A 14,998-nucleotide genomic window follows, 5' to 3' on the forward strand; every position below is an offset into this window, starting at 1 on the left:
TTCCGGGAGCCGAAGATACCTCCTCATTGTACATAGTCTGGATCGAGTCGATCACAACCACCGTAGGTTTCTCCTTTTCGATCACCTGGCGGATCGTGTCCAGATTGGTCTCGCACAGTAGCCGTAGCCGATCTCCGAACGCACCGATCCTCTGTGCCCGCAGCTTGATCTGTTTTAAGGATTCCTCACCGGAGATATAAAGAACCGATACCTGATCTGCCAGATTTCTGCACACCTGCAAAAGAAGCGTAGATTTTCCGATACCCGGATCACCGCCTACCAGTGTCATCGAGCCCTGCACGATTCCACCACCAAGAACTCGGTCCAGTTCTTTGATGCCAGTATGGATGCGGTCTTCTTCATCCAGGGAAATCTCGGAAAGTGCCACGGGTTCTGCTTTCTTTCTTCCTGCTGCCTCCTGATGTTTTGTCTGGCTCGGACTCACGGTCTCTTCCACAAACGTATTCCAGCTTTTGCATCCCGGGCACTGTCCCATCCATTTTGGTGATTCATATCCACATTCCTGACAGAAAAATACTGTTTTCTTCGCTTTTGCCATACTCTTTTCTGCTCCTGTTCATCCTCATATACAACATAAGCTGCCACCCTACCGTTTTCCGGTAAGACGACAGCTCTTTTTATCACAAGCTTTTGATTGCTTATAATTTTTCAATCTCTACGCACACGGCTTTATCCGGGGATAGGTCTGCGCTGAAAGATAATTTTCCTCCCAGATTGGTTTTCATATGACCAACGCTCACATCATCCAGAAGAACTTTGTATTCGCAATCTGCTTCCATCTCTACTGTAATCTGTGTATTCTCTGTTCCTTCCACAGAAAATACCATACCGTTATTTCCGATCTTCATATCTAAAACTGTGGTTCCCGGAACGGATTCGTATACGAACATTCCGTTTCTCTCCAGCTTTGTAATCTCTTTAAAGGTTTTTACTTTATATAAGTCACCATCATATTCATAATCAGAAAGTTTCGTCTTGGTGTCCAGTTCATAATTACCGAAACTGATTCCTCCAGCTGCTTCTGTTCTGATCAATTCTTTAATCGTAGCCATAGTACCCTCCTAGTTTTCCTCTGTGCGTTCCGTCATCTCTGACGTTGCTTTTGTTTTGTATATATTATATAATAAATTCAGAAAAACATCTAGTCATTGACTGAAAATTTAATAACTTTTTTAGATACAGACACAATAACCCGGTCTCCTCTGTGGATCTTTCCTTCCAGGATTTCCTCCGCCATCTTGTCTTCCAGTTTGTTCTGGATCGCTCTTTTCAACGGTCGGGCACCGTATTTGCTGTCAAATCCGCTTTCTGCCAGATAGTCTTTCACACTGCTTCGTACAACCAGTTCGATATCCAACTGTTCTTTGCATCGATTTTCCAGTTTTTTCACCAGAATATTGACGATCTGCCGGATCTCCTGTTTATCTAACATATGGAAGACCAGGATCTCATCAATACGGTTTAAGAATTCCGGCTTGAAGATCCTTCTCACTTCTTCCATAACGCCGCGTTTCATATCTTCGTAGTTTTTTTTCTTGTCTTCTCCCTGAGAAAATCCAAGACGTTTTGGTTCTACGATCGACTGTGCACCGGCATTGGATGTCATGATGATACAGGTCTGTTTGAAATCCACCTTTCTTCCCTGTGCATCGGTGATATGACCGTCATCCAGCACCTGTAATAAGATGTTAAATACATCCGGATGTGCTTTTTCAATCTCATCGAACAGGATCACACTGTATGGATTTCTCCGGATCTTTTCGGAGAGCTGACCGCCTTCCTCATATCCCACATATCCCGGTGGTGAACCGATCAGTTTAGATACACTGTGCTTTTCCATGTATTCCGACATATCCACACGGATCATCGCCTGTTCGGAGCCGAAGACTGTCTCTGCCAGTGCTTTGGACAGTTCCGTCTTACCTACACCGGTTGGTCCGAGAAACAGGAAGGAACCGATCGGTCTTGCCGGATCTTTCAAGCCCACGCGTCCACGTTTGATCGCTTTGGCGACTGCTTCCACCGCTTCTTCCTGACCGATTACCCGTTTGTGCAATTCTTTTTCCAGACCTGCCAAACGTTTGGACTCTTTCTGTGCAAGTTTCTGTACCGGAATCTTGGTCCAGCTGGATACAATCTGCGCGATATTTTCTTCGGTCACCTGCATTTTTTTATTTTTATAGCGCTGTTCCTGACGTTTTTTCAATTTTTCGTAGGATCCTTCCAGTTCTTTCTGTTCTTCCTGTAACTCCCGTGCTCTTGAAAAATCGCCTTCTCGAATCGCTTCTTCTTTTTCCCCGGAAATTACATGCAAGTTCTGCTCCATCTCTTTTAACTGTGGAGGCACTGCAATCCCTGCCAGCTGTACCCGCGAAGACGCTTCATCCATCAGATCGATGGCTTTGTCCGGCAGATGACGATCAGCGATGTAGCGGATAGACATCTTGACTGCTGCCTCCAGCGCATCATCGGTAATGGTAACTCCGTGATGTTTTTCATAATAAGGACGTAGTCCCTTCAGGATCTCAACCGCCTGCTCTTCGGTCGGTTCTTCTACCGTAACCGGCTGAAATCTTCGTTCCAGTGCCGCATCTTTTTCAATATGTTTTCTGTACTCTTCAATCGTAGTCGCACCGATGATCTGAATCTCTCCCCTCGAAAGAGACGGCTTTAAAATATTGGACGCGTCCAGTGCTCCTTCCGCACCGCCAGCTCCGATGATCGTATGCAGTTCATCAATAAACAGCAAAATCCCCGGATGTTCCATCACTTCTGTGATCACTTTTTTGATTCTTTCTTCAAATTCCCCGCGGTATTTGGATCCTGCCACCATACCGGACAGATCCAGAACGACCAGCCGTCTGTTTTTCATTTTTTCCGGCACCAATCCCTGTGCGATCCGCTGGGCAAGTCCTTCTACTACCGCTGTTTTTCCAACTCCCGGTTCGCCGATCAGACACGGATTATTTTTCGTCCGACGGCTTAAGATCTGGATCACGCGTCCGATCTCTTCTTCTCTTCCGACCACCGGATCCATAACTCCCTGCCGCGCCATCTCGGTAAGGTCTCTGCTGTACTGATCCAGCGTCGGCGTGCCTGTAGCCGCTTCATTTTGGGATCTTGCATTGCCATTATCTCTTGGATTCGCAACTTCTTCTCCCATCGCTGTCAGAACTTCATTCTGCAGTTTTCGGATATTTACTCCCATCGTGTGCAGCAGACGGGTTCCCATACAGTCTACTTCCCGCAGCATCGCAAGCAACAGATGTTCTGTTCCTATCTTTTCACTGCGAAGATCATCTGCTTCTTCCACAGCTCCTTCCAGCATTCTTGCCGCCCGTGGTGTATATCCTGCCCGATCCGCAGTCAGCACATTACTCTCTTCCGGTGCAATCAGTTTCCGGATCATTTCCATCAGCCGTTCTTCACTGATTCCCATATCACGCAGAACCATACCGGCTGTTCCCTCTTCTTCGTGTAAAAGACCTGCCAGCAAATGTTCCGTTCCGATATAACTATGTTTACATCTGCGCGCTGTCTTTTCCGCATATTTTACCGCTGTCTTTGCCTGATTCGTATATTGTGTACTCATGCAGCGTTCTATCCTCCATTTTTCGTGTCCTTTTTGCCCGCAGATTATTCCAACGGGTCTTCGGGGGATTGCTCCCACATATCATAGATTTCATCCAGCAGCTGATGTGCTTCCTGTCTGGATATATTATGGCATCTTCCCTTCGCCAGAATGATATACAGATTCCGACGCATCTCTTCCAGTGCCAGCAATTTATTCGAATCGATGCAGATCACCGCACCTTTTCTCCGGTCTATGGATACGATGCCCTCTTTTCTGAGAACCGCGTATGCTTTATTTACTGTATGCATATTGATCCCGATACATTCTGCCATCTGTCTTACCGACGGAAGCGTATCTCCGTCCTGCAGTCTGGATGTCGCGATTCCCAGTATGATCTGGTTGCGAAGCTGCATATAAATCGCTTCTTCACTGTTAAAGTCTATCTCCAGCAATTCTATCTGCATCTGTTCACCCTGCTTTCTCTTTTCTGTGTGTTATACATCATATAACAGATCCCACGGTTTGTAAAGCAGACCCTTACTGATATTCCCGGATCAGACAGTATTGTTTTAGATTAAAGTTCTTTTTTAAGATTCCATACTCTTTGAACTGGAACTTTTTGTAGAATTCCAGATTTTTTTCGTTGTGTGTTTCCAGTGAAATCATCATTCCATGTTCCTGGGCATACCGGATTGCTTCATTCATCAACATCGCTGCCATTCCGTGGTGCTGCATCCTTGGATGAACCGCCAGGTAAATAATATGCAGTCGTTTTGTCTGATGAAGCTGTTGTGTCCAGCTCGAATTCAGGTAGTCACCGCCTTTGATAAAATTATAAAAGGTATGAAAAGACGGATCCTCCTTGATCAGATACAGATCATTTTGCAGGGTAGCCTTCGCTTCTGTCAGCAGGAAATGAAACAGATTGTAGGACTCCGTCTCATCGGATACCACCAGCACGCTGTTAAGTTCTTCGCTGTCCGCAAAAATCTCACATGTTTCATAGAATTCATCCATATCGCAGTGGAACAGCTCCGGCATCAGACGTTTTCTCACATCCGGATCCGGGATCAGTGTCTCGTACAACGGATCGTGTGCAAAACAAATATTTAAAAGTTCCTCTAACTTAGGTAAATCTTCTTTTTTTACCCTATATAACTTATCGCTTTCCATATTTTTCAGCGGGTTTCCCCGTCACCTTTCTTATTGTTCCTGTATCGGATGCACAAAATGTTCTTTCACGGTTTGATAAATCTCTTCCATTGTCTGTTCTGCCATTTTGTACTGTTTATCGATTACTTTTGCAAGTGCTGCTGTCTCTTCCCGACAGTCTTTTTCTCCTGCTTCTTCTTTTTTCAGCAGCTGTTTTACCAGATCGTACAGATTTTCATGCTGCATCAGACGTCTGTATCCCCATTTCAGCCGTTCTTTCGGCTGATGGTACACATAATCGGTAAAATGTCTGTAGACTTCTTTATCAAACATAAATGCATAGGCATTGTTATCCACATCATACAGTTTTCTGAGTGCCACCGAAAGTTCTCCCTCTTCGAGATTCTTTTTGGCTCCCTCTAAAAGGTGGATATTTCTCAGTAAAATCTCATGTGGATAGAATACATTTCCGTACCAGTCAATGCGGACAAATGCATCCTGTTCTGTTTTGAAGCGTTTCAGAAGTTCCGTCTCTGTCTGTCGCAGGCTCTGATACAGTGTTTCCCGTTGTTCCGGATCTTCGCACGCTTTATATGCACTGTTTTTCTGCATGATCCACCGGTAATTTTCTTCCTGCTGTTTTTCTGCTCCGGTCAGTAATTTGCTGATTGTTTCGTATTTTTCTTCCAGACAGCTGTTTTCACAGGATTTTACCAGTTCCAGACCTTCCTGTGCGCGTTTCATAACACCGGTAAAGGAAAGTGGTACTACGGCTGTCGCGTCGATTGCCAGAATCAGCAGTGCATACAGTTCATGATGGAACTGGTAGACCTGCGGATCGTAGTATTCGTCGTTGTCAAACTGTGAGTGATAGTGTGTCTCCATAAAACTTCCGCCGGTAAAATCATTTACCATGGACGGGATTCCTGCGATCGCCATCGAAAAGTCATCGGACCAGGTTTCGATCGGAGATACCACGGATGCATCCTCCGGATACGCTCTCGTAAGAACCGGGAGGTCTTCCAGAAATTGTTCCAAAAATGGCTGATATTCATAACAGCTTCGGATCCGCGCCCCGGCTCCGTGTGCCAGCGCCGGAAGTTCAAAGTTCAGGTCGGCGATTACTTTTCCCACCCATTCCGGATGTGCGGTAAAGACCTGTTCGTAGGCACCCGTCGACCAGTCAAAATCCGAATCGATCACGCCCCATTCTTCTGCTGCCATCGCGCAGATCAGGATCGTATTTTCCGGCTGAATCTTCGCATCGATCAATGCTTTCGCGATTCCGAACATCATTGCCACCGCCGTATTATCATCCTGAAATCCGTCAAAATACGAATCGTAATGAGCAGAAAGCACGATCATACGGTCTTTGCGTTTTCCCGGAATCTGACCAGTGATATTATAGGTTTTGCACTCCGGCATCACCCGGCTGTCCGCTTCGAGTGTCACCCATAGTTCCCGGCTCTGCTGGTTATCTAGCTGTTCTTTCAGCCACTGAGCGTCTCTTCTGGATATGGAAAATGCAGGAGCATCTGCAGGTCCTGCGATATCCTGTGCATTTAACGCGTCTTCATCAATCTCGCCGTAACCGCCCTGCTGCACCGCGATCAGTGCTTTTGCGCCTTTCAGATGTGCCTGATATACCGGAAAATTGATCCACCATTCGTCACGCTGATTAATGTCAACTAATACCAGTTTATTTTTTACATCGATGTCTTTATAGTCTAACTCTGTTCCTTTTCCAACATAGACCAGTGGATATTCTTCCGCTCCATCGGTCACACAGTTGGTCTGGTAGGCTCCCAGCTGGATCTCACGTTTCTTTCCGTTTTCATCCAGCACATACAGAACCGCTTTGCGAAATTCCCACCCATCCACGGTAATCTCGTCTTTGGTTACCTCGGACAGGCCAATCTCTTCCATCTCTTTTTTTAACATCTCGCCGGTCAGAAACTCTGCTTTTGATCCTGCCGACCGATATCCCAGCACCGGATTACACCGATACATCTCCATACGTTTTGCCAGTTCATAGGAATATGGAATATCCAGATGTGTTAATACTTTCTCTTTCTCGTTCATTGATACCCTCCTGCCAAACGGTGCCTGACATTTGCTGTCGGGATCGTATTCTTATGTCGGCTTTATTATACCGCGCGCACCTCTGACTGTCTATTTTAATTTTTTTGCATAATTTTTCAAAAAAAGTGTTGACTTTTCTGTTTTACGGGGATATAATATCACTTGTCTTTCAGATAAAGAAAGCGCGCGGGAGTGCTGGAATTGGCAGACAGGCAAGACTAAGGATCTTGTGGGTGTATGCTCGTGTGGGTTCAAGTCCCATCTCCCGCATACAGAGAAAAGGGCAGAAAGCTTTGATTTTATTCAGGTTTTCTGCTTTTTTTATTGTCTAAATGATACGATTTTTATCTCACGCCGTCTCACGTTTTTGGGTGGTGGGGCTACTATATCTTGTGGTGGCTGTAGGGCGGATAAAACCAGTTGGTCTTTTTGTTCGGTGTTGATTCGGGTGAAAATGTAATGTTTTAATGTTACTGTTCACTGGTAATATCCCGCGAGGTGTTTTTTGTGAGCGAAGGTCACAGAAAACCCGAGACATATCGCGCGAATTTATGCGAACAGCATAAATTCTGTGCATCGCGCAGCGTGTTGCTGGGCACGGAGTGAACAGTAACGTTTTAATTTTTAGTCTATTCATACGGAATACTTTCCATTTGAACATCTGTTTGCAATGTAGTATACTACATTTGTACAATCGAATAGAAAGCAGGATGTGATTTCTGATTATTTTATGCCCTCTGATCTTATGAAAGGAGGGTGATGCCCTATGAACGCAATGAAAGTTCTTACTTTATTGTTAGTAGTTTTTGAGACTCTGTCTTACATAGACAATCATAAAAAGAAACATAAGCGTAAAAAGAAACGCAAAAAGAAAAATAAAAAGAAATAGCATCCTCTACCGCCCAAAGTTTAGGATGCTATTTCTTTTTTAGCTAATTGACAGAGGGCAAATCGGAGTCATATCCGATTACCTTTCTAATTTGATCATACACTTGAGCACTTGTTTTTGCAAATGCTCTTTTTAATTTTCCTACTAAGGTTCTTTTGTAATATTTAGAATAAAATCACATTATTCACATTTGTTTTCTGTATTTTCCCTGTGTTTCTAAAAAGTAATGTTACTGCGAACAGGAACAAGTAATGATCGAAACCGTCCCATTCACTGTCAACACAATACTTCCCACTTGCACCCTTCTTTTCTCTTCGCTATAATAAATACATGACAAAATCTTATAGAAAGAGTAAGAAAGGACACCGTTATGAAAGAATATAAGTGGGCTACTCTCGGATGTGGCGTGATCGCCAATCAGCTGGCACAGGCGTTTGCTGCAAACGGACGGAAACTATATTCCGTAGCAAACCGTACGCACGAAAAGGCAGTTGCTTTTGCTGAGAAATATGGAATTGATAAAGTTTATGATCAGATTGACGATGTATTTTCGGATGATGAGGTGGACATTATCTATATTTCCACTCCGCATAACACACATATTTCCTACCTTCGGAAGGCTTTACGTGCCGGAAAACATGTACTCTGTGAAAAATCCATTACCCTCAACGCTGAAGAACTGGAAGAAGCGGTTCGTCTCGCTGAAGAACATCATGTAGTTCTTGCCGAGGCCATGACGATTTTCCACATGCCAATCTACAAGGAACTTCGCAGCCGGATGGATGCCGGGGAATTCGGGGAACTTCGGCTTTTGCAGATGAACTTCGGAAGTTACAAAGAGTATGACATGAAAAACCGCTTTTTCAACCGGAATCTCGCGGGCGGAGCACTGCTTGATATCGGTGTGTATGCGCTGTCTTTCCTTCGCTGGTTTATGTCCTCAAAGCCGGATCAGATTCTCTCTCAGGTAAAATACGCGCCTACCGGCGTGGACGAGCAAGCATCAATTCTGCTGAAAAACAAAGAGGAGGAAATGGCTACCGTCATTTTATCTCTACATGCCAAACAGCCCAAACGGGGAACGATCTCTTTTGATAAGGCTTACATCGAACTTTTCGAGTATCCGCGGGGCGAAGAAGCCATCATCACTTATACGGAAGACGGTCACAAAGAAGTGATATCCGCCGGTTCTACCGACCGGGCGCTGGAATATGAAATTGCAGACATGGAAGCGGCAGTTGCAGGAGAAGCGGATCGGATACATCTCGACTATACGATCGATGTGATGGATATGATGACCTCGATCCGGAAAGACTGGGGGATGACATATCCGGAGGAAGAACACTGATTTTTCACTCCTGACCGCGGCTATACATAAATATGCATATTAGAAACATCTTGCACCTATAAAAAACAAATGCTTGATAAATACTTATTGTTTTTGCAGTATTTATACAACTTTCATACAACTTAAAACTCTTATATAACGAGATAAAATACGCTTCACAAATTTTACTCGTTATCGCAGCAATCTCCAAGATTTCATGCAAGCATGAACTTTGGCTCGTTGCTCGCGTAATTTAAAATTGATCCACTGAATCAATTATTGATATGCAACACAGAAAAACAGGGGCAGAAAACGATTCTTTCGTCTTCTGCCCCTGTTATTTTTTACCTTATCTTATGCCTCGTCAATCGCTTTTCCAATATCATGACGATAATATTTGTTATCAAACTCTACCAGATCAATTGCTTTATACGCATTCGCTCTCGCCTGTTTCAGATCGTCTCCTTTTGCTACTACACCCAGCACACGACCGCCGTTTGTCACGATCTGTCCGTCTTTCTTTGCGGTTCCTGCGTGGAATACATAGTAACCTTCTTTTTCTTTGAATGTATCCAGTCCTTTGATCGGGAAGCCTTTCTGATAAGATACCGGATACCCGTCAGATGCCAGAACGACGCACACGGCTGCGTTGTCTTCGAATTCCAGATCGATCTGATCCAGCGTTCCGTCAATACATGCCTCAAACACATCGATGATATCGGTCTTCATTCTCGGAAGAACAACCTGTGCCTCCGGATCACCGAAACGGGCATTGTACTCAAGTACCTTCGGACCGTCTGCGGTCAGCATCAGACCGAAGAAAATGATTCCCTTGAACTCTCTTCCCTCTGCTGCCATCGCATCTACCGTTGCCTGATAAATATGTGCCTTACAGAATGCATCCACTTCTTCCGTATAGAACGGGCTTGGAGAGAAGGTTCCCATACCACCGGTATTCAGTCCCTGATCTCCGTCTTTGGCACGTTTGTGATCCTGCGCGGAAGTCATCGGTTTGATGGTTTTTCCGTCCACATAAGTCAGAACAGATACCTCACGACCGGTCATGAACTCTTCAATTACCATCGTATTGCCGGCATTGCCGAATTTTTTATCTTCCATGATCTCTTTGACACCGTCTTGTGCTTCTTCCAGTGTATTACAGATCAGTACACCTTTTCCCAGTGCCAGTCCGTCCGCTTTCAAAACGATCGGGAATTTTGCGGTTTCCAGATAGGCAAGCGCTTCCTGCGGATCGGTAAAGTTTTCATAAGCAGCTGTCGGAATGTTGTATTTTTTCATCAGATCTTTGGAAAATGCTTTGGAGCCTTCCAGGATCGCTGCATTTTTTCTCGGTCCGAATACACGCAGTCCCTCTGCCTCAAAGGCATCTACCACGCCGCCAACCAGCGGATCGTCCATACCGATGACGGTCAGATCGATCGCTTTTTCTTTTGCAAAAGCCACCAGTTTGTCAAATTCCATCGCACCGATGTTGACACATTCTGCATATTCTTCAATTCCCGCATTGCCCGGTGCACAGTAGATTTTGTCAACTTTCGGACTCTGTGCTACTTTCCATGCGATAGCATGTTCTCTTCCGCCGCTCCCTACGATCAGTACTTTCATGTCTTTTCCTCCTATCTGGATCTTACCAGTCCGTCCACTACCTCTATCTTATCATTTGCAATCAGATCAATCGCTTTCGGCATGATCACCCATTCTGCCTCTTCCATAACTCTTCGCTGCAGAACTTCCGGGGTATCTCCCTCTTTCACTTCTACCGCTTTCTGCAGGATAATCGGACCGGTATCCGTTCCCTCATCTACAAAATGCACGGTAGCTCCGGTTACTTTTACGCCTCTTTTTAACACACCTTCATGCACTTTCAGTCCATAATAGCCAGTTCCGCAAAAAGACGGGATCAGTGCCGGATGAATGTTGATGATCTTATTCGGATATGCCTTCACCATGATCTCCGGAATCACAACCAGACATCCTGCCAGGACTACCAGATCTACATCGTAAGACTGGATCGCTGCCAGAAGCGCCTCGTTAAATGCTTCTCGCGTCTCATACTGTTTCGGAGAGATGCATCTTGCCTCGATACCATGTTTTTTCGCCCGCTCCAGTGCGTAGGCGTTGGCATTGTTACTGATCACAACGGAAATCTCCGCGTTGGTGATGGTTCCGTTTACTATGCTGTCGATGATCGCCTGAAGATTGGTACCGCCGCCGGATACCAGAACTGCCATTTTTAACATAAGGTCACTCCCTTTTCACCTTCTGTGATTTTACCGACAACGTACGGCGTATCGCCTGCTGCACGCATAGCTTCCATGGTCTTGTCCACATCTGCCGGATCTACGGCAACGATCATACCGATACCCATATTGTAGGTGTTGTACATCATCTGTTCTGCGATATCCCCTTTCTTTGCCATCAGGGTAAAGATCGGAGGGATCGGATAGCTGTCTTTTTCGATCACTGCGTGAACACCGTCTTTTAACATACGCGGAATATTTTCATAGAATCCGCCACCGGTGATATGGCTGCATGCTTTTACGGTCACACCTGCATTTTTTACATTTTTCAGAGCTTTTACATAGATTCTTGTAGGCGCCAGCAGTGCTTCTCCCAGTGTGGTTCCCAGTTCGTCATAATAGGTATCCAGGGATTCTTTTGTCATATCGAAAACTTTTCTTACAAGAGAAAATCCGTTGCTGTGTACGCCTGTGGATGCCATACCGATCAATACATCTCCGTCTTTCAGGTTTTCGCCGGTGATCATCTCTTTTCTGTCGCAGACACCAACGGCAAATCCTGCCAGATCGTATTCCTCTTCCGGCATCAGACCCGGATGTTCTGCTGTCTCGCCGCCGATCAGGGCTGCATCGGACTGTACGCATCCTTCTGCCACACCGCTTACGATCTGTGCGATCTTCTCCGGATAGTTCTTACCGCAGGCAATGTAATCTAGGAAGAATAATGGTTCTCCGCCTGCACAGGCAATATCATTCACACACATGGCAACCGCATCGATTCCGATGGTATCGTGTTTGTCCATGATCATCGCCAGTTTTACTTTGGTTCCGCATCCGTCTGTTCCGGACAGCAGTACCGGATCTTCCATCTCTTTGATCTTTTTCAGAGAAAATGCACCGGAAAATCCGCCAAGTCCGCCAAGAACTTCTTCTCTCATAGTTCTTTTTACATGTTCCTTCATCAGTTCTACGGATTTGTAACCTGCTTCAATATCTACTCCAGCTTTCTTGTAATCCATCTTGATCCTCCATCTGCTCTGCGGCACTTTTATTTTGTATAGTTCTTATATCCTACTTCTTTTAATTTTGCGTCTTTTGCTTCTACTTCTTCTTTCATTTCCTGTGTATATGCTTTCAGGCGGGAGAGCAGCGCATCGTCAGATGTTGCAAGAATCTTTGCTGCGAGAATCGCTGCATTGGCTCCTCCGTTGATTGCCACGGTTGCCACCGGGATACCGGTCGGCATCTGTACGATCGAATACAGGGAATCTCTGCCTCCCAGAGAAGTGGTATGCATCGGGATACCGATCACCGGCATCGGGAAAATAGCAGCACACATACCCGGCAGATGGGCAGCCATACCGGCGCCTGCAATGATTACTTTAAATCCTTTCTCCTCTGCGCTCTTCGCATACTCAAAGAATACATCTGGTTCTCTGTGTGCAGAAATAATCGTCATCTCGTAATCTACGCCTAATTTTTCCAACATTGCTGCGGCTTTGCTCATCACCGGCATGTCAGAATCACTTCCCATAACAATTCCTACTTTAGCCATTGCTTGTCTCCTTTGCTCATAAATACTTATTAGTTCTTCTTATAAGTAGTTTTAATTAATTCATCCCTACTTATTAGTAATAATACTAAGTCTGTCACTTCTTGTCAATATAAATCATGAAAATTGCCAGGAACAGTCAAAAAAAGAGAACCTCCCCACAGGCTGTTCTCTTTTCTTCTCTGTTATCCGATCAGTTGTTCCAGATATTCTTTTCCTGCCAGAATATCTTTTTTCTGTTCTTCTCCTGAGATTTCTCTCTCGATGGTAATATCTCCGTCATATCCCGCTTCTTTTAACCGTTCGACAAAGACCGGATAATTGACCTTTCCCTGCCCGATCGGCACTTCTTCTCCAAGAAAATGACCGTCCGTCGGGTATTTTCCGTCTTTTCCGTGGACACCGCGCACATATTCCCCGAAGACCTCCAGCGCATCCACCGGGTTAGCTTTTCCGTACATTAAAAGATTCGCCGGATCCAGATTCACTCCCACGCATCCTTCGCCCACGCTCTTTTCAATATCCTGCATCGCACGTTTCAATGTAACCGGCGTCTCCTGTCCGGTTTCGAATAAGAAGACCTGTCCGTTCTTTTTGCACCGTTCTGCCACTTCTTTGCAGGCGTTCAGTGTTCCCTGATAATTAGGATCATATGGATTTTCCGGCATATAGCCTACATGGGTGACAAAATCAATGACACCCAGTTTCTTTGCAAAATCGGAACCTTCCAGAAGCATTCTCACGCGCTCTGCCCGATAATCTGCCGGAACCAGACCGAGTGTCAGCTGACCATCATAAAAATCCCAGACTTTCCGTCCGCCCCAGCCACACCAGAATGCACTGATAGTAATCCCGTGTTTTTCGGCTGCCGCCAGAATCGCTTCTGCTGCCTTCTCATCGTTGATAATTTTCCGCTCCCAGCATACCAGCTGACAGCTCTCCATGCCCATCGCACGGACTTCCGCAAATTTTTCATCAATATCTGTGTCCGCTTCCATACGGACGATCACTCCTACCCGCATATGTTCCCTCCTGTATTTCTCAGATATACATTTCTTTTTTCTCACGAAGATACAGCTTCGCAGCTTCCCACTCTTCCAATGCCTGTTCTACGGATTTTACGCCTTCCTGAAGCGGCGCGAGAGTGATTTCTTTTCCATCCTGCAGACATTCCAGAAAATACTTGATCTCTGTATAATATGGTCCGAGGTTCGTGATGTTGATACCGGTATTCGTCTGTCCCTCATACTCCGGATGCAACTCGGGAACAATCTCTGTTCCATCAGCTTTGTATACCGCAAGCCCCGGCTGCCCTGCCTGATTAAAGTAAACAGTTCCTTTTTCAAAATACGCCCGGAATCCTGCCTGGAATTTCGGTATCGGAGACACATCCCACACCCCTTCTGCTGTAGCAAATACATCACCGAACTCATAGGTGGTAATTACCTGATTGATCATACCGGAGTCAAATGTCGTTGCCCGCACTTCAAAATCATCCGGCTCTCCCAGCATGTATCTTAGGAAATCCAGATCATGGATGTGAAGATCCAGCACGACCGAACCGCTCTTTTTCTCATCATGGAACCATCCCTCAAATCCCCAGCGGACATTGCCGCTCACACGTTGCATCACGATCGATTTAAGCTTTCCGAGTGTCTTGTTATCGTACACTTCTTTCAGATAGCGGTATTCGTCAAAGGCACGGACCACCTGTCCTACCATGACTTTCACTCCTGTTTCTTTCTGTGTCTCCAAAAGCAGTTCTCCTTCTTCTCTGGTCAGGCAGACCGGTTTTTCTACCAGAACATTCATGCCCTTTTTCATCGCTGCTACGGCATGCTCTGTATGCAGGTAGCTTGGAAGGCAGATATGTACTGCATCCAGATTTTCACGTTCGATCAGTTCCATTCCATAAGTATAGGTCCGCGCTTCGGGAAATTCTGCTGCTGCTTTCTGTAAAAATTCTTCCCGGCAGTCCGCCAGTGCGACCACTTCCACATCCATCTGGGAAGACAGAACTTTTAAGGACAGATAATGAGTAGTTCCCATTCCGCCACATCCAATGACTCCTACTTTCATCTTTTGATACCTCCTCTTGCTGTTTCCTGTGTATTTATGTATTATTTTGTGTTTTGTAACT

Annotated in this window: 14 protein-coding genes and 1 tRNA gene (1 of these 15 only partly in view); 3 read left to right on the forward strand and 12 right to left on the reverse strand. The window is 45.4% G+C overall.

What is annotated here, in order from left to right:
* The 6 genes from radA to ETP43_RS10490 form a co-directional block, all read right to left on the reverse strand.
* Nucleotides 1-559, reverse strand: partial view of a DNA repair protein RadA gene (radA, locus tag ETP43_RS10465; RefSeq protein WP_129258005.1) — the beginning only. The gene continues 812 nt to the left of window position 1, outside the view; only the first 559 of its 1,371 coding nucleotides appear in the window; it begins with the start codon at nucleotides 557-559; the stop codon falls past the left edge of the window.
* 100 nt (nucleotides 560-659) lie between these two features.
* Nucleotides 660-1,073 (reverse strand): hypothetical protein, encoded by a 414-nt coding sequence (locus tag ETP43_RS10470; RefSeq protein ID WP_022399864.1) that lies wholly within the window; start codon nucleotides 1,071-1,073, stop codon nucleotides 660-662.
* Between the two features lie 89 nt (nucleotides 1,074-1,162).
* Nucleotides 1,163-3,613 (reverse strand): ATP-dependent Clp protease ATP-binding subunit, encoded by a 2,451-nt coding sequence (locus ETP43_RS10475; RefSeq protein WP_129258006.1) that lies wholly within the window; start codon nucleotides 3,611-3,613, stop codon nucleotides 1,163-1,165.
* A gap of 44 nt (nucleotides 3,614-3,657) precedes the next feature.
* Nucleotides 3,658-4,059: a GntR family transcriptional regulator gene (locus ETP43_RS10480; protein WP_022399862.1), complete on the reverse strand. Its 402-nt coding sequence runs from the start codon at nucleotides 4,057-4,059 to the stop codon at nucleotides 3,658-3,660.
* A gap of 73 nt (nucleotides 4,060-4,132) precedes the next feature.
* On the reverse strand, nucleotides 4,133-4,768 hold the full coding sequence (locus ETP43_RS10485; RefSeq protein ID WP_129258007.1) for a GNAT family N-acetyltransferase: 636 nt from the start codon (nucleotides 4,766-4,768) through the stop codon (nucleotides 4,133-4,135).
* Between the two features lie 30 nt (nucleotides 4,769-4,798).
* A complete protein-coding gene (locus tag ETP43_RS10490; RefSeq protein ID WP_129258008.1) occupies nucleotides 4,799-6,829 on the reverse strand; it encodes a M28 family peptidase in 2,031 nt (676 codons plus the stop codon).
* 186 nt (nucleotides 6,830-7,015) lie between these two features.
* Between ETP43_RS10490 and ETP43_RS10495 the strand changes: the two genes are divergently transcribed.
* The 3 genes from ETP43_RS10495 (at nucleotide 7,016) to ETP43_RS10500 (ending at nucleotide 9,066) form a co-directional block, all read left to right on the forward strand.
* Nucleotides 7,016-7,099 (forward strand) — tRNA-Leu (locus ETP43_RS10495).
* 496 nt (nucleotides 7,100-7,595) lie between these two features.
* On the forward strand, nucleotides 7,596-7,718 hold the full coding sequence (locus tag ETP43_RS17935) for a hypothetical protein (RefSeq protein ID WP_279222175.1): 123 nt from the start codon (nucleotides 7,596-7,598) through the stop codon (nucleotides 7,716-7,718).
* Nucleotides 7,719-8,088: 370 nt separating this feature from the next.
* A complete protein-coding gene (locus tag ETP43_RS10500) occupies nucleotides 8,089-9,066 on the forward strand; it encodes a Gfo/Idh/MocA family protein (RefSeq protein WP_129258009.1) in 978 nt (325 codons plus the stop codon).
* Nucleotides 9,067-9,399: 333 nt separating this feature from the next.
* On the opposite strand, the gene purD is transcribed toward ETP43_RS10500, so the two are convergent.
* The 6 genes from purD to ETP43_RS10530 form a co-directional block, all read right to left on the reverse strand.
* Entirely contained in the window at nucleotides 9,400-10,671 is a 1,272-nt protein-coding gene (gene purD / locus ETP43_RS10505; RefSeq protein ID WP_129258010.1) for a phosphoribosylamine--glycine ligase, read from the reverse strand.
* An 11-nt stretch (nucleotides 10,672-10,682) separates the two neighbouring features.
* Nucleotides 10,683-11,306, reverse strand: a complete 624-nt coding sequence (purN, locus tag ETP43_RS10510) for a phosphoribosylglycinamide formyltransferase (protein WP_022399855.1) — start codon at nucleotides 11,304-11,306, stop codon at nucleotides 10,683-10,685.
* Nucleotides 11,300-12,325, reverse strand: a complete 1,026-nt coding sequence (gene purM / locus ETP43_RS10515) for a phosphoribosylformylglycinamidine cyclo-ligase (RefSeq protein WP_022399854.1) — start codon at nucleotides 12,323-12,325, stop codon at nucleotides 11,300-11,302. Before purM ends, purN begins: the two co-directional genes overlap by 7 nt.
* 29 nt (nucleotides 12,326-12,354) lie before the next feature.
* Nucleotides 12,355-12,861 carry a 5-(carboxyamino)imidazole ribonucleotide mutase gene (purE, locus tag ETP43_RS10520; protein WP_022171245.1) on the reverse strand — a complete coding sequence of 169 codons (507 nt, stop codon included), beginning with the start codon at nucleotides 12,859-12,861 and terminating at the stop codon, nucleotides 12,355-12,357.
* A gap of 182 nt (nucleotides 12,862-13,043) precedes the next feature.
* Nucleotides 13,044-13,880, reverse strand: coding sequence for a sugar phosphate isomerase/epimerase family protein (locus ETP43_RS10525; protein ID WP_129258011.1), 837 nt, complete (start codon nucleotides 13,878-13,880; stop codon nucleotides 13,044-13,046).
* Between the two features lie 19 nt (nucleotides 13,881-13,899).
* On the reverse strand, nucleotides 13,900-14,937 hold the full coding sequence (locus tag ETP43_RS10530) for a Gfo/Idh/MocA family protein (RefSeq protein ID WP_129258012.1): 1,038 nt from the start codon (nucleotides 14,935-14,937) through the stop codon (nucleotides 13,900-13,902).
* Between the last annotated feature and the right edge of the window lie 61 nt (nucleotides 14,938-14,998).

The organism is Blautia faecicola, assembly GCF_004123145.1.
GTDB lineage: Bacteria > Bacillota > Clostridia > Lachnospirales > Lachnospiraceae > Oliverpabstia > Oliverpabstia faecicola.